The organism is Natrinema gari JCM 14663 (assembly GCF_000337175.1).
GTDB classification, from domain to species: Archaea; Halobacteriota; Halobacteria; order Halobacteriales; family Natrialbaceae; genus Natrinema; species Natrinema gari.
Genome location: NZ_AOIJ01000021.1, coordinates 22,766 through 40,986, shown reverse-complemented (window position 1 = coordinate 40,986; position 18,221 = coordinate 22,766). Strand labels below are relative to the sequence as shown.

The following is an 18,221-nucleotide window of genomic DNA, read 5'->3' as shown; positions in this document are numbered from 1 at the left end:
TCGAACTGCCGACGCCCCCTGACTGTCCGCTACCTCTCTCCTGGGTGCGCCGGCACCCATCGCCGGCGCTCGATAAACGCCGCCGGAAGCAGCACTCGTTAGCCGTCGTCTCGCTCCGATTCACTCNCTCCTGGGTGCGCCGGCACCCATCGCCGGCGCTCGATAAACGCCGCCGGAAGCAGCACTCGTTAGCCGTCGTCTCGCTCCGATTCACTCACCTCCTCGACGGTGATCGTCAGGTCCCCGGTTGCGTAGTCCGCCTCGAACGCAACCACGAACGCATCCGATTCGTCGGCGGCGTGGTAGGCCCGGTGGCGTTGGAGTGACCCCGTCGCCTTGAAGTGGAAGAACGCCGCTGCCGTGTACGGTTTGCTCGCGGTCTCGATCTGTGTTTCGACCGATGCCGGCAAGGCGATCTGCGGCGTGTCGTTGTCGATACTCGATGCGAAGGCTCGAGCTTCGTCAACGGTGGCCTGCGAATGCTTGGGCGTCTCACCGGTCAGGACGTTCACGGGTGTCTCTGTGTCGTCGGTGAACAGGACGTCTTCGTAGATTTGGGTCCCGAGGATCGCCTCGGGGCTTAGCTCACAGTCCTCGAACGGGTCGTCGGTAGATTGTTCGGACATGGTTTTACGACCGGCCCCCGCGAGGGGGGGCGCAGCCCTTCGGCCCCCGATAAACCCTCCTGGACACAGGCGGAGGCTGGCCAGCAGCTACCCGTCGATCGGCTCGAGGGAACTGAGGTCCGCGTGAAGGACCTCACCGTCGCGAACGACGTACCGTTTCGCCAGGACCGGGAACCGGCACTTCGTGAACCCAGCCGTCTGAATATCGAGTTCCTCGTCAGCTTCGAGGTAGTCGGCTAGTGCCTGTAGGAACTCGTAGGTCACGATTCCGCCCTCGTAGTCCGGGAGACCGTTCTCCCTGGCCTCGTACATCTCGAAGTCGTCGTGTCCCCAGATGGTGAGATCGCCCTCTTCGGTGACCTCCCAGTTGAGCGTCCCGAAGCAGTAGGTCTCGCAGAGCTCACGAACTGCCTGCGGATCCGATACGATCGCGCCGGTCGACGTTGTCGCCGCTTGTAGTGTCGCCATGTCTGGACCTCACGGGGTAGCCCCCGCACCCCCTTTCGGGGGCGAAAAAACACGTTCAGGAGTACCCCCTGTGACCGGGGACGGAGACGTCGGTTAGGAGTCTGCTCGGGCGTCTGCCCCGTCACCGTCGTCTGGTCGAGTGAGGAGACTCCCCTCCTCTAGGAGGGCTCTCGCTGTCTCGACTCGTTCCTGATCTGCATCGTCCAGTCGGTCGATATCCAATCGATTGAGGTTGCTGAGCACGCAATGCATCCGGTAGCCCTGTTTGAACTCTTGCTCCATCGGAAGCGCCTCACCGCTCGTCGGCGCAGATAGACGCCACGCTGCCACTCTCGCCGGTCTCGACGGCGGGCATCCGTTAACCAACAAACCTCGAAGACGCCCGGTCTGTGTTGGTTAACTCGTCTGGTTGCTGCGCTACTCGGGGGCGGGGCCGTAGCGAGCCGTTCCACACACCCGGCACTCCCAGATCGGCTGTCCCGTCCACGTCTCGTCAGGGATCGATTCGTGGGTCTCGAACTGATGATCGGTCGCTCTCCCACAGTCCTGACAGTCGAGACGGGCCGTCGTCGGAATCGACGACGGTCGGCTGTCCGAGTCACGCTTGCCTGTTGTCGCGGTGAGGGCGATCGCTGGGACCAGCCACAGCTCGTCGTCGGCGTCGTCGACGATTTCTCTGAGGCTCGCCTCGTCACGGATGCCGTTCCCTCGCTGGTCGTAGAGCCGTGTCGGTGCTTGCTGCTGGTGCTCGACCGCTTCCTGCCCGTGCCACCCTGTCCGGTCACGGGCAGCTGCGAGCAGCTGCTCACCCTTCGCTGAGTCACGCTGTACCGCAGCGGGGATCGAGGGCCATCGGTCGGCCAGTTGGCGCGCAGGCGGCTCGTCGAGATCGTAGACCAGGGTGTAATCGTCGACGGCAGGCTCCGCCTCGTTGGCGGTGAGGAGGTTCGCTGCGGCGCCGCCTTTCGCGACGGCGCCGTAGAACGTGGTCGACTCGACGACCAGATGGATGATGCCGAGAAGCGTCGTCTCCATCGACTCATCCGTCCCGGTGACGTCGTCACTGAGATTGTTGGTGAGACAGAACCGGCACTTCGACTGGCCGCCGGGGATCGATGCTCCACAGGACTCGCACTCGGGGGCAGCCGCTATCGGGTCGTCCGGATAGCTCGCGTCGACGCCACCAGATCGCTGCCGCCGGGGCTTGCTACTACTGGCGAGTTGGTCGTCGGGAACGTGGGTCGCTTCGCCGAGCGGCCGGAGGGCCTCGTAGTCGTCGTACTGGTCGGTCATAGAGTGGTCTGGCAGTAGCATGCTTCGTCTTCCGGTTTAAACAGTAGCTCGCACATCAATCAGCCTATAGATAGACAGCCGAAAATCAACAGCGTAGGTGTTACACAGCGAGTTTGTCCAGCGTGTCGCGGTGGGTCCGCACGGTGACTGGTGAGACGTTCGCAACGTCAGCGACGTTCGACTGGGTGAGCAATTGGCCTCGTTCGTGGCCGGCCTTGTACAGACAGGCTGCGGCGAACCCTGACGGCTGAACCCCAGTGGTTGCTCCGGTCGATTCGAATGCGTCCGCCAACTGCCGGGCCCGCTGGCGGATCTGATCGGAGACGTCGAGATCCGACGCCAACCGTGGAACGAACGCACTGGGCGTCACGGGCTGGGCCGGCAGGCCAAGTTCCGTATTCAGCGTTTTGTACGCGTTCGTCACCCGCGACTGCACGACTCGCGCTGAATCGGTGACATCGTCGAGAGTTTGCGGCCGCCCGTTGCACCGACACGCGCCGTAGACGCTCGCCGCAGCCATCGCTTCGATTGACCGCCCGCGGAGGAGGTCCTCGGTTTGAGCACTGCGGAAGAGCTGGCACGCCTGGTCACGGATCGACTCGGACAGCTCGAGCCTGCTCACGATCCGGCGGACTTCACTGAGCCCGTGAGCGAGGTTGCGCTCTGCCTTCGATTGAAACCGCCCACGAGATTGTTCACGTCGCATTCGAGCGAGTCGCTGTCGCTTCTGTCCGGAGAGTTCGTTTCCATTCGCGTCGGCCCCGCGCCCGATCTCCGTTGACAACCCCCGATCGTGCCGCGTCGCCGTCAGCGGAGCGCCCGTCCGCTCTCGTTCGTCTGCGTCGAATCCTCGCCACTCCGGCCCGTGGTCGATTTGATGCTCGTCGACGACGAGCCCACAGTCCTCGCAGACGGTTTCAACCGCATTGGTGGTGACCCGGCCATCGCACTCGGGACACTGATTCGACTCCGTGTCGGTCTGGACGTCTTCGTCGAACGACGTCTCGTAGATGTTTCTCGTTGCCATGGATACGCACGAGGGGACTCACGCGGATCGCGTCTCTCGGAACGCCCCTCACCCATCGAGGGGCACATACACATCACACGGTTCGGCGCTGACACCGTTGGGGCGCGGTGGCGAAAGCCCGGCCGCGCAACGGCGCACAGCGCCGTGAGCAGCCCGGACCGTGGAGGCGGTGGGAGGTGGCGGTGACGCGTACACACCAGCAAAAAAAGGGGCGCGTCGCCCCGGCTATTCCCACCAGCGGCCGCGCTCTGGGAATTCGATACGCGACCACCCGGTCAGCGCGATTGAGCACCGGCCTTCGTACCAATTCTTGGCTGCTGCCCGGAACCTGACCGTCTGCCCTTCACGCACAACTGTCTGCCCGGATTTCTCCCAGCAGGTGAACTTGATTTTCCCGCTATCATCCGCTATCAGCCCGACTTGCTGGATGCTTGAGGAGGAAGGCTCCCAGAGGGTCTCGATTGTTCCTTCGACCGTCACCTCACCGACCGCGATGTCCGGCACATCCGCAATGGGCACGACTGCTCCCGGCGTTGCCTTCAGTTCGTCTACCAACTCTAACACCGCCTTCGTGATGTCCTGACCGCGCTGCACCCGCTCGGCCAACTGCTTCGCGACGACCGCTCTCACCCAGCCGCCCTGCACTTCGTCGCTGATTCGCATCGCTTGCGTGTTCACCTCCGCAAGTTCGTCTTGCGTCAGCTCCTCCCGGGGATCCGTCCGCTCCACCGACGCCGGCTCGTCACGGCCACACAGCTCGCTGACGACCTCCCGTGTGCGCTGCTCGCGACCGTCCTGCGTCCCGAGTTCGGCCTGGGCACTGATGCGCTCCAGTTCGGCTTCCCGCGCCTGAATGCGCTCCTCCTGTTCGAGGGTGACGCCGTGAATCCGGTCCTCGCTCGTGTCTGCGATCCCGTCCGGGTGGTTCGCATCCACTTTCGCCTGCGTCTCCTCTTTGACCGTCGCCTCGAACTCCGGTGTCTCGTCGACGACCGGAAAGCCATCTTCATCGACTGCCTGCTCGTCCGCTTGTTCGAACGCCTGTTCATCGACCGAAACGACCTTGCGACTGGAGTTAGTACTGGACATTGGAACTTCACCAAGTTCTGAAGGCGCTCACGCGCCCGACACCGCGATGCTCCTACATCGCGGATTTCCTCGACGACACCGACCGACAGATCAATCTGCGCGCTCTCGCTCGCGCCTTCGCGAGCGCCCCCTGGGGCGCGAGCGAGAGCGCGCCCGAGGCGGCCGATCATCCAGCACCGCGCGCCGACCCGCCCGAAGCGAGCGGCCAGCGCATTCCCCGTTCGCCGCGACGCAACCACTGTCCGTCGCGGTCGGCGGAGCCGAGGTCCGGAGGACCCGAACGGGTGAAGCGCTGGCGTCGAGGGCACATCCATTTTAGCCCGGAACGGGCGCGGGCGGTGTGGAGAGCGCCCGCACGCCCGGAATGGTCGGTCGCGAGCGACGCGGAGGGCGGCAGCGGCGAGCGGGGCGAGCCGTTACGAATCAACTGGTCAACCGACGTCGACGCTCCGTGCTTCAGCCGCTACCTGGTGGACTCAGAAAGGGCGAGGCCGCCTCGGCCGTCCCCCGACTCCGCAAGCACCGAGGGACGAGGCGCGCAGCGTGGGGCGCGGGACGTCGAGCGGCCGAGGGCTTTCGGAATGAGGATCACTGCTCGGTCTAGATCAGCCGCATCGAGTCGCCCGGGTCGTCGCCGATGATGTCCGCCAAGCCGTAGACGAGGGGGTCATAGAACGCTTGTCATGGGTCAGTGTGAGGTAGGTGATTAGCTGGTCGAGTATGGAAAGAGTGTCTAAAACTGGTGGTGCTCTTAATAGAGATCGCTATACTGCGGACGTGTGAACTCTTCTATGACNCCCCTGCGCTCGAACGGCGTTCTCGATCCCCTTCCTGGCCGGCTGATCGTCTGTGAGGACAACAACCCCCGTTGTCGAGCGGTCTCTCACATACTGAATGACCAGCCCCGCAAGAATCGCGTCCGTCTTCTCGACGTCGTGTTCGGCTTTAGTCGTTTCACTCGCGATGGTCCGTCTGGCGATATCGCTCGCCGCGACAGCGTCTCCGTCTGTCGGTGATGGGGCATCGATGATCTCGGCCCATTCCTCGTCGAGTGCCGTCTGGACACGATCCGTCTCTGAGCCGCCGAGTTCGTCGATCACGCGCCGGGGGAGTTTGCAGACGACGCCGGCGTGCTGGATGGCTCGGCGAAATCGTTGGTACTGCGGATTCGAGGGCCGGCCGATCGCGTAGAAGATGTTCGCGTCGACGAGGACATCCTGGTCAGCGGATAATGGCGTGTCTCGACCCATTCGACGGACTCACCTGTCGGGGGCCGACGAGTCCGTCGGGGCGTTAGCCACGTCGTCGAGATCGGGGAGGTCCATCTCGTCATGGACATCCGGGAAGAGATACTCGAAGAACGGGTCGTGCTCCCGACCGACGGCCAGTGCCGGTTTGAGCGCGTAGATGATCATCATCGCTTCCGTTTCGCGAACGTCGATGTCGCTGGCGACCATTCGTTGGGTAGTGTTCCCGGCGAAGTGGAGCCCGGCGCCGCGCAACGCGGCGATGAGCTTCCCGAGGCCGTACCGGTCCATGAAGTACTCGACGTCCTCGTCGACCTCTTGGAGCGCGAGGGCGTGGAGCACGGTCGGCGTGATGACGATCGGGACGTACTGCTCGACGATGATGATCGGGTCCGCAGTCAGCTGCTGGGGACGCGTCGAGTCGTCGCGGTCGACGAGGCCGAGGTCGACCAGTCGGTCGACGTACGCGTAGGCCGTCGATTTCGAGAGGTCGAGCGCCTCCATAGCTTCCGGTGGGGCGACCGGGCCCCAGTAGCAGATGAAGACGTAGACGCGAGTGAGTGCTGGGCGGTTGAGCAGTTCCACGACTGTTTCGAGCCGGGGCGCGTTCTCGGCCAGCGTCTCCGGCTCGAGCGTCTCTTCGGTGAGGACGTCGATCGGTGGCGGGTCCAGCGTGTCGATCCCGCCATCCGGACGAATGTGCTCGCGATCAGGAGCCATAGTAGTTAGTTCGAAGTCCGTGTACTTCACACTATCGGTGCGGCGAGTGATGCACTGCTGGCCTCATGTGAACGGACACCGAGAGACGCTCCACCGAGTTGAACGGCTACTCGACAACGTGTAATTCGAAATCTCGCGTCCAGTACGTCGCAGGTCCGCCAGGACTACACCGCGCACAGAACTGGAGTGGTCCCTCGAGATGCCCGAGTTCGACGCGAAAGCGGGTTAGTGCCGCGAGGGCGTCGACGACGAGTCCACAGCTGTCGCAGGCGTGGTGATCGCGCTCCTCGGGACCGGGCTGTTCCTGGAGCGCACAATCGACGCAGATCGGGTACGTCACCCGGTCGTCTTTCCCCCAGGTATGCGCCTCGCCCATCTCTGCGCCGGGACGTACATCGCAGAATGCACACCCAGAGAGCGTCTGTTGCATCAGTCGTCCCCCGTATCGACATCGGTGGCGGCCCGCCAGCCGCGGTGGAACACGGCGAGTTGGGTGATCGAGTCGAAGGCCTCGCCACTGGGCTCGTGGACGAGGATTCGCTGGTCAGGGATCGGCCTCACCATATCGTCCTCGAGGAGATCATTCACGAGACGGCGGGCACTCCGCTCGTCAATGTCTGCCGTCGAGACCTGGGCCGCATCACGGTCCTGTGCAACGAGTTCGGCTTCGAGCCGCTCGTGATCGTCTGTCGTGTCGTCGAGGATATCGGGTCCAGTCATAGGAACTCAACTATGGCACGCGCTTCGAGCGCGCCTCACGCCTCCTGGTGCCGATAGACACACCTGCGGCGCGGGCAGGATGTCCCACGGCAGCCACCGTCCAGTTGGGCCCCTTCCTGGCTGGAAGGGAGTATGATGCCACCCTACCAGCCTACTGTGTGCAACCCTTGCTGTCAGTAATGCGAAATCCGCGTACGCCAATCGGGCCGGGCGAACGATACGTCGAGCAAATTGAGGCGTACGTTGACACGAGCCTCGCTGATGAGTATTTCACCTGACACGCCGATCACGCACCTCAAAGAGTAATTCACCACGGACAAATCAACCAGCCGGTACCGAACCGAAGCGCTAAACCGCCGTCCCGAGGACAACCATCTATGCAGAACCAACGCGTCCTCGTCACGGGCGGCGCGGGCTTCATCGGCTCGTCTCTTGCGAACCGCCTCGCGGCCGATAACGACGTAATCGCGGTCGACGATACCTACCTCGGCACGCCCGAGAACCTCGACGACGCGGTCGGATATGTTGAAGCCTCGGTGCTGGAGGATGATTTTCCGGCCGATGTCGACGTGGTCTTCCATCTCGCGGCGCTGTCCTCGCGAAATATGCATGAGTCGGATCCACAACGCGGCTGCCGGGTGAACGTCGAGGGATTTGTAAACACGGTCGAGCGCGCCCGGAAAGCGGGTTGTGAGACGGTCGTCTATGCCTCCACTTCCTCTATCTACGGGAGCCGCACGGAGCCCTCTCCTGAAAGTATGGACGTTGAAGTGCACACCGCCTACGAAGCGTCGAAGCTCGCACGCGAGCGCTATGCCGAGTATTACGCGAACCATCACGCTATGAACGTGGCCGGATTACGGTTCTTTTCCGTCTATCAGGGCTTCGGCGGGAACGAGGCGCACAAGGGCGAGTACGCGAACACGATCGCGCAGTTCGCGGACGCGATCGCTACCGGAGAGCCCCCGGAGCTATTCGGCGACGGTACCCAAACGCGTGATTTCACCCACGTTCGTGACGTCGCCCGCGCCTGCGAACTTGCTGCCGACCACGAGCTAACGGGCGTGTTCAACGTGGGGACGGAGGAGGCCTATAGTTTCAACGAGATGGTTGCGATGATCAACGACGCCCTCGGCACGGACGTCGATCCCAAGTATATCGAGTGTCCCTTCGACGATTACGTCCACGATACTATGGCTGATGCCTCAAAATTCCGGGAGGCTACCGGCTGGGAGCCCGAAATCGACTTTGAAGACGGGGTGGAGTTAGTCTGTCGGCCGTATCGAGAGGCGGACTCGCCGGTCAACGAGTAACGAACTCCGGTCGCTTCGCCGCGGATCCTGCCAGTCAGGCGAACAGCACCACGCCCAAGGTATCACACTCGGGACAGACCAACGCGTCCCGTCCTTTGTGTGCGTCGGCATCGAACAGTCGATCACAGTTCGGACATGAAATCTCGGGAAGCGACTCCAACGTGGTCATTGTTTCCTCTCCCACACACAGCCACGTAAGTGTTTTACGCTGATGGCGGGATTGTCACAGTTTTTCACAATATCTGATAACCCCGTACCCCTGACGAGGGTTAACGACGCTCCGTCGCTGCCGCACCTTACTCCGAACTTCCGCCGAATAACTGTGCCCATACGGATTGAGACTCCGACTTGCTACTACTTTCTCTCGCAGTACTGATTTCCTCCTCGTGGGGCTGCTCGGTCTCTCGGTCACGGGTTGCGAGTTCGTCGGTGAGCCGCTCGACCTCTGCTTCGAGAGTCTCGATCCGCTCCGTCTTCTGTTCGAGCGTCGCCTCGAGTTCGTCGACGCGCTCGCTCAGCAGTCGGTTCTTCTCGGCTAGATACGCACGACTCCGATCTGCGTCGTCAGGCGTACCGCCAGCTGTGACCTTGTCCGGGGGGCTGTGGGGATCCGCGGCGTCGTCTCCGGCGTCCGGATCGTAGAACTCCGAAGTGGCCGCAATCGCACGCTCGATGGTCTTCTCCCCGTATGTCGACCCGTCAGCGTAGTGGACCTCGTCCCATTTCTCCCGAAGCAATCCTGACTGGCGGAACAGCTGGTCCATCTGCGTTCGGTCGCCGCCGGTCCAGAACGCCAGCAGGCAACACAGCGCCATGTCGGCTTCCGACTGGCTGTCGTACCCGACGGTGTTCCCGTTCCAGAGCCGCTCGAACTTCTCGCCGTTCGACGCATTCGTTGCTTTCTCTAGGAGGTCATCGTCCTCGAGGTCGACGTCGACGTCGGCTGCACCGGTCGTCGATGACTCGTCGTCGACGCCACCGCGCTGCTCGGACTCGCCAACTGTGTCACGTGTGGTCTCCTGAACGTACTCACGGTGGATCGCTGTGAGCGCGTCCTGTCGACGTGCAACGTGCGTGGGTGTCCGCTCGACGTGGTCGCCAGTGACGGTGAAAAACCGCGCCGTATCGTACAGTTCGATACTCCCGCGACGGTTCCGCCCCTCCGGGAGTTCGCCGGTGATCAGGACGTGATAGCCGGTACCGGACGGTGACNTATCGTACAGTTCGATACTCCCGCGACGGTTCCGCCCCTCCGGGAGTTCGCCGGTGATCAGGACGTGATAGCCGGTACCGGACGGTGACACCTCCGTATAGGAGTCGAGTCGTGCGATGATGTCCTGTGCGGCGTCGTCGATGTCGCCGGTTTCGGGACCGCGACAGTCGTCCAGGTCGACGCCGACGATGGGGTCGTTGTCGGTAAACACGAACCCGACGCCATCGGCGTGCTCCGTCTCGGTGTACTCGAGTGCTGTCTCGAAACTCGCCCACGTCTGTGCCTCCGTCGACGACGCGAACCCGCCAGTCCCTGGCGTCACCGGAATCTTCGCCGGCTTGCCGTCCCGCTCCTCTTCGCGCCAGCACACCCACTGCTCGCGTTCGCGCAACGTCTCCGGAATCGCCTCCGACTCGTCGATACTACGCTCACTCATACTCGTATAGCACCCCGCATGGCTCTCACTGGCTCTGAGCCCACACAGAATTCACTCCGTTCCGCTCCTCGATCCAATCCCTTGGTCCCAACGGGGACCCCCCGTTCTATACTAGTTGGTTTTGGGTGGAACATCCGCTATATCTGGGTGAAAACCGCCGGACGTGAGGGGGTTCCACCCATTTCGGCCATCTCGTTGGTGTTCCACCTATTCGGGATTTGGGTGGAACATGCCGTTGTCGGGTGATTTTTGCCCTCCAAGTCCGATGGAGTGTGGTCATAATTTATTTTGGGTGGAACCCCTCTCGAATATTTGCATACTATCGGAAATTGGGACGTGTACTTCCATTTTAGGACTGAGGTTTTTCTTCAGAGCGAATGCGGACACCTGTGTAATGCCGCACGGGTTCTCCGTCGATTCGCTTTTTTGTAGATCCAACCTCAAGATGAGTATTGAGCTTCCGCGTGAACCAACTCTTATTCATCGGGTCGTCGATGCCATGTGCCTCTGCCCAGTCGTTGTAGAGGCCGAATACGTCATCTTTTGGCACGGCTTCATCCGTGTCTTTGACGAGATAATCGCCGACGAATGATTCGAACGAGGGAGGCGATGAATCTGTTTCCTCTTCCACTGAATCATCTAGCTGGCCGGCCTGACTATTTGGTTCTTCAGCGGCCGCTGATTCGGACGACGCCGGACGGAGAATTTCCTTGGGAAGTGCCGAGAGTGGCTGCCCTTCACCGTCTGCATACAGGACCGACTCTGCCTCATCATGAAGGATAACGATACCGTACGTTGAATGTGTGTACTCTGGTACGGGGATATCATTTTCAGGGATGAATGGGCGCTTTATCTGGACCCAGTCGTCCTCGAACGCCGATTTCGACTTGTAGATCTGTTGCTCACCGTGTTTGTACACGACGTACTCGTCGGCAGCGTGGTCGTAGCTGTAGATGGCTGGCACACGGTCCTTCGAGAGGTCCGCAAGCGATGAGAGGCGGATGTGTTCCGTCCCCCCGGTGTCACGAAGGACAATCTCGTCGCCATCACGCTGCCAGATGTTCTGGATCCCGTTCTCGCTGTCGTTCGCCGGTCGAACGGCCGTCACCCCGCCGTCTTCGGTCGCCCCGCCGTTGAACGTGATATTTGAATCGGCAGTGTAGAACCGAGTATCGCCATTCTGCAACTCTCGAACGGGTTGTGTGAGAATGCCATCGACACGCTCGGCCCACTCTGTTTCGTCTGTTCCGGGGCGAACAACGAACAGCGGGATATCTCCTGCTTCCTGGGCTTTCCGAAGATTCGTGAGCACTTTCGCGGGCTTCTCGGGTGTCGTCGTTTCGACTTCGATAGCGAATCGATCGGCAACATCGGGATGACTTGCCCTCGCGTCGGGTTTCTCGCTGCCATCCTGTGTGAGGATTGAGACGGTGAAGCCGAGTGCGGTGAGCTCTTCTTCGATCTGGCGGAGTGCGGCATCGTGGTCACTCCCACCGGCGGCCTGCACGCCACCAGTATCGGGCGTCGCAACCTCTTCGCCAGCGTCGGTCAATCGAATCCGGATCTCGTCGGCGTCGATATCGACGGTCGTATCGAGATGGTGTGACCGCTCGCGGATGTCTGCTAGCTCCTCATACGACGGCGGCTCGGCGTCGACCTCCTCAAAGAGCCGTCTGAGTTCCTCGTCAACCGCTTCGACAGCTACCCATCCGTTCTCCTCGCGGCCCCCCTCTCGAAGCTGGAGACTCCGGACCACCTTCGCTAGCGCAACGTCCAGGTCGTCGCTTTCGATACTGAGCACCTCGTCTAACTCCGCAGGCGTGCTCTCTGTGGACACAGCCGATTCCGCTGGCACCCCGTAGTCGTCACTGATGTCCTCATGTATCGAGGCGAGCGTCTCTGTGAACTGTTCTTCTTCACGCTCTGTCAGCGGGTATTCACTCTCAGGGTGGCCCGGTGGGATGTCGAGCGGTTTGAGACTGAACGGATACGGACCTGTTTCTCCGAACGTTGGACTCGGTACACTGGCGATCCACTCCCCACGGGGTAACGAGCGAATCCGGTTGGCGAAATCCGCCGGGTCCATATCCTCGTGGGCCATCGCCCGGGCCAGCTCTCGGTCGACGCTGATCTTGCTGACCAGTGACGTCCCGATATTGTTCAGCGCGTTCATGTAGACTTTCCGCCCACCCTCCGCTTCCAATTGTTCGGGGAACTGCATCGAGAGGCCGACAGAGAGCCGGAAGCCCCGCCCTTTCTCGAGCAGATCGTTCATAATGTCGGAGACAACGACCGAGGCGGCTTCGTCGACGAGGAGATTCACGACGTAGTCGTCGGGGTACTGGGTGAGGTCACGCTTGCGGTCTTTGAGCGCGTCGTCGAGATTCGTCAGGATCATCCCGGTCATAATCCGGGCGGCCTCGTCACGGAGATCGCCGAGGGCGAACAGAATGACTTGGTTATCGTCAAGCACCTCCCGGAAGTCGAACTGGTTCTCAGTATTGTTGAAGATACGGCGCAGGTGGGGGTTCTGTGAGATGTAGTTGAGCCGGTGTGTGACCCCTCCCATCACGTTGTCGAAGGTGGTCGAATCGTGTTGGAATTGCCGCCGGATCATGCGGGCGACCTCCTCGTCGCTCGACCGCGGTGCGTCCGCGAGATTCGGCTGTGGCGGGCCAGCTTCCCACAGCTGGTCGACGACGTGTTCGAGCTGGCGGTGAGCGAAGTAGTCCGTCGACTCACGGTACTGGCCGTTTTCACGGCCGTATTCCTCGTCGAACAGCGCGGTAATGAGCGTCTTGATGAGGGTTGGGGCGACCGTCGCTCGCTTGTATCGCTCCTCGTCCATGACGAGTTTCAGGATCTCCTCGTAGTGGTCGGCTTTCCGCCGGACGGCATCCTCACGTCGTCGGCCACTCTCTAGCGAGGGTTCGAGATCGAAGAAGGAGAAGCCGGGAAGCACGTCCGGAATCGGGAAGTGGACGACGTTCTCCTTGAGGTCGGTCATCCCAAACCGACGTGCGTGAGCCCGCATGTAGTTCTGGGCCATGTCGTCGTTTTTCGGGATGATGATGATGTTCGGGCCCTCGGTGGTATCGTACAGCGACAGCAAATCGTTGATCAGGGCTTTCGACTTGCCTGAGCCCGTGGTGCCGAACCGTCCGTAATGCATCGGCAGCAGTCGGGGCGGAATGCGTGTCGGGACATCTTCGGGATCGCCGGTGTCGTCGAGGGCGTAGCCGATGGCCACCCCCTCGCGGAACTCGCTCATGATGTCCTGATGTGGTCGTGCGAGCGGATTCCGACTCTGTTGTTCCGCACGTGTTCCGCGTGCGCCTTCGACGGAGAGTTGTTCCGAGGAGGGCACCACCACGAAGTTCGCCAGCTCGCGGCCATCCAGCACGAACTCCGGTCGGGTTTTCCCGCGGCCGGTCGTGAGTTCGCGGTCTAAGAGCCGGTGTAGCGCGGTTCGTGCGTGCTGCTCTTTCTTGGCCTGCCGCAATCCGTTGTCGCGCAGCCGCTCGGCCCGTATCTTGTAGCACGGCCCGTCAAGTGTATTGAAGACTGACCCGAGTGACTGTAAGCGCTTGTCGAGTGCCTCACGCTCGTCCTCGTCGGATGGGACGCCGAGAGCACGAATATTCGCCGTAAACGAGCGCTTCGCGTGTTTTGCCTCGATAGCGCCGACACGATCTGCTCGTGTGCCACGCAACTCCTCCCGGCTTCGGCTATTGGACCCATCGTCAGGCTCCAAGAGAGGTCCCAAAACCCGCTGCGGCCAGGTGTCCCGCCCATCGATGATGTCTTCCGTGCGAACGTCGGCATCGCCCTGCCAGCTATCTCGCTGCTGGAAGACGACTTGGAACGCCAGTGGTGCGCTCGCCTCCGTCAAGTCATCGACGAGCGACGCGAGCGCGCCACCGGGCTGGTCGACGGCTTCAGGACTATCGTCCCCATTGTCGCCAGTGAACGGCGCGAGTGAGGTCATCCAGTCCTGCTTTCGCGTTGCCGAGCCCTGCCACCGGATGCCGAGTGGGGAGACGGTATCAGTCGCTGGCCGAGCAAGGACGGTCCCTTCTGACGTTATCGTTGGTTTCGCCAGCGTTGTGACCGGCTTGTCCCTGGGAATCGCCGCTGGTGGGGCGAGTTCGAGGCCGGTGTCTCCGACTTTCACGATATGGTCGGTAGATAGGTCGGCGGCTGTTCCTCCATCTACGGCTGATTCGACGTCTGCCGGCTCGGCCTGACTGTCGTCGTCAGTTCCGAGGTCGTAGTGCTCGTCAGGACCGAATTCGTACTGGAGACCTCCTGACTCATACTGTTCGACGAATGCCTCACGGTCGAATTCGACAGGCTGGAGGAGTCGGGATGCGACATCGACCTCGACGTGTTCGATGTCGAACGTCTCGGGATAGATCGACCGGAGCCGCTTCTTGAGGGTATCCACGTGGTCGTCGGCGCCGTAGTAGAACTCGACGGGCTCGTCTGCACCCTCGCTGAGCGCGAGGAATTCGAATCGCGGCGGTGTCTCGCTATGGAAGGGATTCAGTTTGTCAGCCAGCCCTGTCGAATCCGTTGCAGTCAGTTTGTGAAGACTCTCTACTGCCTTCGGCAGACGTTCTTGGGCGAACTGTTCGGAGGTCGGCGTCACGCGAAGATACTCACGCATTGGTATCACTCTCTTCTGAACCGCCATCGGGTTCCGCTGGCAGCTGCTCGAGCGCTGTTTCTTCGGTGTCGGTCGCTCGGGCTTCGAGATCGTCCTGGAACGCCTGGATATCCGTGTCCACAGCGTCTTCACCAGTTCCGGGGAGCGAGGTTCGCCGTTGCTCGGTCGGCTCGAAGTCGATGACCTGCTTCTCCTTGGACATCGCTTGCACTTTGAGCCCGCGCCACTCGCCGTCGACACCGACCAGCGCCTCGGAAAAACCAGCGTCCTCGTTGCCGGGCACCGCGTCCTGGACGAACCGCATCTGGGCGTAGTTCAGGCCGAACTCGTCGGCCCATTCTTCGTCCATCCCGTCGAGGCGATGGAACTGCTTGACCGCACACTGATCGAGAATTGCTTCAGACTCAGCGTGCTCGAAGAACTCGTCGACGGTCTGGGTGACCAGCCGAATCGAGAGATCGTGGTGGCGATGATGCCGGAACACCGTCTCGAGGAACGCCAGACTCGCGGCGTCCTGCATGATGTAGCGGGCCTCGTCGATGTAGAACACCACCTCCTTGTCCGAGACTTTCGCCCGCTCATACACGAGCGAGATGAGTAACTGCATCGTCAGCGCCGTGCTGCTGTCCACGCTCCCCTCTTGCTGGGCCAGATCGAGATAGATGACTTTCTCGTCCCGGATGTCGAAGTCCGATTCCTGGCCGAGATTCCCGTGACGACCGTCGTCCTCGAAGGGACGAAGCTGATCGAGCAGCCACGTCGCGTCCTCCTTGATCTTCCCCGCTTCCTCGTCGGACCGCACGACGAACTCCTCGGGGTCGTCGATCATGTCCTCGAAAACGTCCATCATATCGCGGATGGTCGGGCTTGAGTTGCTGTGCGTGGTGATGTCGTCGGTAATCCCCTTACCCTTGTAGGCGCGCTTGAGCCCGAGTTCGAGTGTCGTCCGCCGGTCGCCAAGCGAGATACCACGGAGCGCGAAGAAGTTCGTGAGGAAGCTCATCGCGTCGTCGAGCTTCTCGTTGAACGGACTCGCGTCCTCACCCATCGCCCGCTGGACGNGCGAAGAAGTTCGTGAGGAAGCTCATCGCGTCGTCGAGCTTCTCGTTGAACGGACTCGCGTCCTCACCCATCGCCCGCTGGACGTGCTCAGGCGTTTCTCGGATCTCCAGCGGGTTTAGTCCGAGTGTCCCGCCGACCGTGATGCGTTTGGCGTCGAGGGCTTCGGCGACGCCGGCCCAGTTGTTCAGCGGTTCGAGGATGATGCCGATGCGGTCTTTGCTCTGCTCCATCGACCGGATGAAGTTCTGCTTCGAACTGAACGACTTCCCCGAGCCCGTGTCACCGACCGTGAACATCGCGTACCCGTTATCCCGAGCGAACGGGTCGATGACCACGGGGCTCTGGTTGTCCTTGTGGATGCCGAACTCGACGCCACCCTCCTCGAGGATCGTCGCGTTGTGCGGCGAGGACAGTAACGCGCCGACGGCGCCGCCGAGCGCAATCGACGTGCGCCCGAACTCGTTGTCGCCGATCGGCGCCGCGGATTGGAGGGCGAGGTCTTGGCGACAGATGGCGGTCTTCGGCGTGAGGTTTGCTGGGTCGTCACGGAGCGCACTCTTGACCGTCTGGACGGCGTCCCGGAGGGCGTCTTTCTCGTCGGCCCGCACCGTGATGAACATCCCCTGGTCGAAGACGTTCGCACCGTTCTCGACGGCCGTGTACGTCGCTGCGGCTTCGTTGGCGCGCTCTTGGAGATAGGCACTCCGGATACTCTGTTCGAGATCAGCATCCACCTGGAGGTCGTCAGCGATGTCCTGCAGTTCGTTCCGGGCTCGCTCCTGATTTTTCGGCGTGATGTGGGCGGTGAGGTCAAACTCGACGTCGGTCAGCTCGAAGAGCTCGCTCAGATATCCGTCGTTGGGGTAGTCAGCATAGTTAGCGATGTACAGCGTCGTTGTCCACTGCTCGCCGACCCGTGCGGCTCGTGTTTCCCACTCGACAGCTCCGGGCGCGGTCACCGTCTTGTGTGACTCGGAGATGTCATCGAGGAGCTGACGTTCGGCATCGCCGTCCTCGAGCGTCTCCTCGTCGAGGACATCCGAGAAATCCACGGTTGGTTCATCATCTGCAGTGAAGCGGTCCCAGAGATGCTTACTGCCGACACCGAGAACGAGACCCACCACGAGAGCAAGTACTGCACCCTCCGCTGGTGTCAGGTTCTGGAGCCACTCGGTGATGGGGGCGAGCGCGCCTCCACCTGTCTGGAGGATCAGGTCACGCATCGTGTGGATCCTCCCGGCGCGAATGGCCGATGATCGATTGGTCGCGAACGACACGTTCTGCCTCGTCGTAGTCGTGTTCGCGGCCGTTCCAGAAGTCCATATTCAGAACGAACAGCTCAACCGTACTGAGCCGGCGCGCGGACCACCCCGACGCCTGCTGGATGAACTCGGATCGTACGTCGTTGACGCGGCTGTCGAGTTTCTCGAACATCTGGGCACGGCGTTCGACGTCGGTGAGGTTCTCGCGGCGGGTGACGAACGGGTTGAACAGGAAGCCGATGACGGGGAACTGCGTCAGTTTCTCGGCCGGCGTCCCTTCGTCACGGTAACGGTCGTACACTTCTATCGGGCTGACTTCAACGCCGATGTAGTACCGCACCTGCTGGATGCCGCGGTCACGCATCTCTTTGGGCCGCGTCTCCCGGTACTCCTCGAGGAGCTCTTTGAAGATCGGGTTCTCCGTGACATCCTCGTCGTTCAGGCGGTCCTCAATGGTCTCGGTAATCTGCTCGACGGGGAACGAGCGAGTGGTGGCGTGGAGTTTGAGCTTCGAGTCGAGTTCCTTGTTGGCGAATTCTTCGCCGGCGTCCTGGAGTTGCGCCCAGTCGTCGGACATGGCGAAATCCATGTTCGCCGGGTCGATCTCGATGAACGCCTCCATCGTGCCATCGTCTCGTTGGATCGTGCTAGCGCCCGGCCACGCTCGCTCGATGTTCGTGAGGTCCTGCGTTCGTTCGTCCGGTTTGAAGGGCGTGTAGTTCGCAAGTCCGCCCTCGTTTCGCTCCGTTTCGTTCGTACTACTGTCGGCTTCGGTGGGCGCATTGAACGTGATATGGGGGCGTTTGACGTACCGATAGACGTCTTTCGTCCACGTCCAGGCGTTCAGATGAGCTGGGGAGACGTAGATGACGGCGACGCCAAAGCCGAGCCCACCAGCGACGAACGGGAGGGCGAGCGATTCGATGCCGGTGAGGCCCGCGGTAAACAACCCAATGATGGGGAAGGCGATGAGCATGCCGACGTCACCTTCCTCGATATTGAGATACGGGATTTGGCTCTCCTCACCGAATTGGTCCATAATGCGCCGTGCAGCCGCGTCTTGATCTGCTGACATT

At 61.6% G+C, this 18,221-nt stretch carries 14 protein-coding genes and 2 pseudogenes; 1 reads left to right on the top strand and 15 read right to left on the bottom strand.

Translation table 11 applies throughout. The features are described from left to right. Positions 1 to 188: 188 nt before the first annotated feature. The 10 genes and pseudogenes from C486_RS00620 to C486_RS00575 all read right to left on the bottom strand — a co-directional run bounded on the left by C486_RS00620 (position 189) and on the right by C486_RS00575 (position 7,190). Positions 189 to 626, bottom strand: coding sequence for a hypothetical protein (locus C486_RS00620; protein WP_008451820.1), 438 nt, complete (start codon positions 624 to 626; stop codon positions 189 to 191). An 87-nt stretch (positions 627 to 713) separates the two neighbouring features. Further along, positions 714 to 1,094, bottom strand: coding sequence for a hypothetical protein (locus C486_RS00615; RefSeq protein ID WP_008451818.1), 381 nt, complete (start codon positions 1,092 to 1,094; stop codon positions 714 to 716). Positions 1,095 to 1,187: 93 nt separating this feature from the next. Then, positions 1,188 to 1,376: a hypothetical protein gene (locus C486_RS00610; protein WP_008451816.1), complete on the bottom strand. Its 189-nt coding sequence runs from the start codon at positions 1,374 to 1,376 to the stop codon at positions 1,188 to 1,190. A 135-nt stretch (positions 1,377 to 1,511) separates the two neighbouring features. Beyond that, the gene (locus C486_RS00605; protein ID WP_008451815.1) at positions 1,512 to 2,387 is read right to left on the bottom strand and encodes a biosurfactant protein 1; all 876 of its coding nucleotides are present in this window, start codon (positions 2,385 to 2,387) and stop codon (positions 1,512 to 1,514) included. A gap of 100 nt (positions 2,388 to 2,487) precedes the next feature. Beyond that, positions 2,488 to 3,414 carry a transcription initiation factor IIB gene (locus C486_RS00600; RefSeq protein WP_008451813.1) on the bottom strand — a complete coding sequence of 309 codons (927 nt, stop codon included), beginning with the start codon at positions 3,412 to 3,414 and terminating at the stop codon, positions 2,488 to 2,490. Between the two features lie 225 nt (positions 3,415 to 3,639). Next, a complete protein-coding gene (locus C486_RS00595) occupies positions 3,640 to 4,503 on the bottom strand; it encodes a hypothetical protein (RefSeq protein ID WP_008451811.1) in 864 nt (287 codons plus the stop codon). Between the two features lie 681 nt (positions 4,504 to 5,184). Next, positions 5,185 to 5,753: pseudogene (locus C486_RS22720) on the bottom strand (hypothetical protein). A gap of 9 nt (positions 5,754 to 5,762) precedes the next feature. After that, complete coding sequence (locus C486_RS00585; protein WP_008451808.1) at positions 5,763 to 6,470, bottom strand: DUF7437 domain-containing protein; 708 nt, start codon at positions 6,468 to 6,470, stop codon at positions 5,763 to 5,765. 106 nt (positions 6,471 to 6,576) lie between these two features. After that, positions 6,577 to 6,900 carry a DUF7558 family protein gene (locus C486_RS00580; protein WP_049909971.1) on the bottom strand — a complete coding sequence of 108 codons (324 nt, stop codon included), beginning with the start codon at positions 6,898 to 6,900 and terminating at the stop codon, positions 6,577 to 6,579. Continuing rightward, the gene (locus C486_RS00575) at positions 6,900 to 7,190 is read right to left on the bottom strand and encodes a hypothetical protein (RefSeq protein ID WP_008451806.1); all 291 of its coding nucleotides are present in this window, start codon (positions 7,188 to 7,190) and stop codon (positions 6,900 to 6,902) included. Before C486_RS00575 ends, C486_RS00580 begins: the two co-directional genes overlap by 1 nt. Positions 7,191 to 7,567: 377 nt before the next feature. Here C486_RS00575 and C486_RS00570 point away from each other — a divergent pair, with 377 nt between their 5' ends. Beyond that, positions 7,568 to 8,503 (top strand): NAD-dependent epimerase/dehydratase family protein, encoded by a 936-nt coding sequence (locus C486_RS00570; RefSeq protein ID WP_008451805.1) that lies wholly within the window; start codon positions 7,568 to 7,570, stop codon positions 8,501 to 8,503. A gap of 34 nt (positions 8,504 to 8,537) precedes the next feature. Here C486_RS00570 and C486_RS22540 read toward each other — a convergent pair whose 3' ends face one another. The 5 genes and pseudogenes from C486_RS22540 to C486_RS00550 form a co-directional block, all read right to left on the bottom strand. Beyond that, on the bottom strand, positions 8,538 to 8,672 hold the full coding sequence (locus C486_RS22540) for a hypothetical protein (RefSeq protein ID WP_275039784.1): 135 nt from the start codon (positions 8,670 to 8,672) through the stop codon (positions 8,538 to 8,540). A gap of 127 nt (positions 8,673 to 8,799) precedes the next feature. After that, a complete protein-coding gene (locus C486_RS00565; RefSeq protein WP_008451803.1) occupies positions 8,800 to 10,152 on the bottom strand; it encodes a phage NrS-1 polymerase family protein in 1,353 nt (450 codons plus the stop codon). Between the two features lie 349 nt (positions 10,153 to 10,501). Next, positions 10,502 to 14,821 (bottom strand): primase-like DNA-binding domain-containing protein, encoded by a 4,320-nt coding sequence (locus C486_RS00560; RefSeq protein ID WP_008451800.1) that lies wholly within the window; start codon positions 14,819 to 14,821, stop codon positions 10,502 to 10,504. After that, a pseudogene (locus C486_RS00555) lies at positions 14,814 to 17,106 on the bottom strand (VirB4 family type IV secretion system protein). Before C486_RS00555 ends, C486_RS00560 begins: the two are co-directional and overlap by 8 nt. Then, on the bottom strand, positions 17,099 to 18,220 hold the full coding sequence (locus tag C486_RS00550) for a hypothetical protein (protein ID WP_008451798.1): 1,122 nt from the start codon (positions 18,218 to 18,220) through the stop codon (positions 17,099 to 17,101). Before C486_RS00550 ends, C486_RS00555 begins: the two are co-directional and overlap by 8 nt. Between the last annotated feature and the right edge of the window lies 1 nt (position 18,221).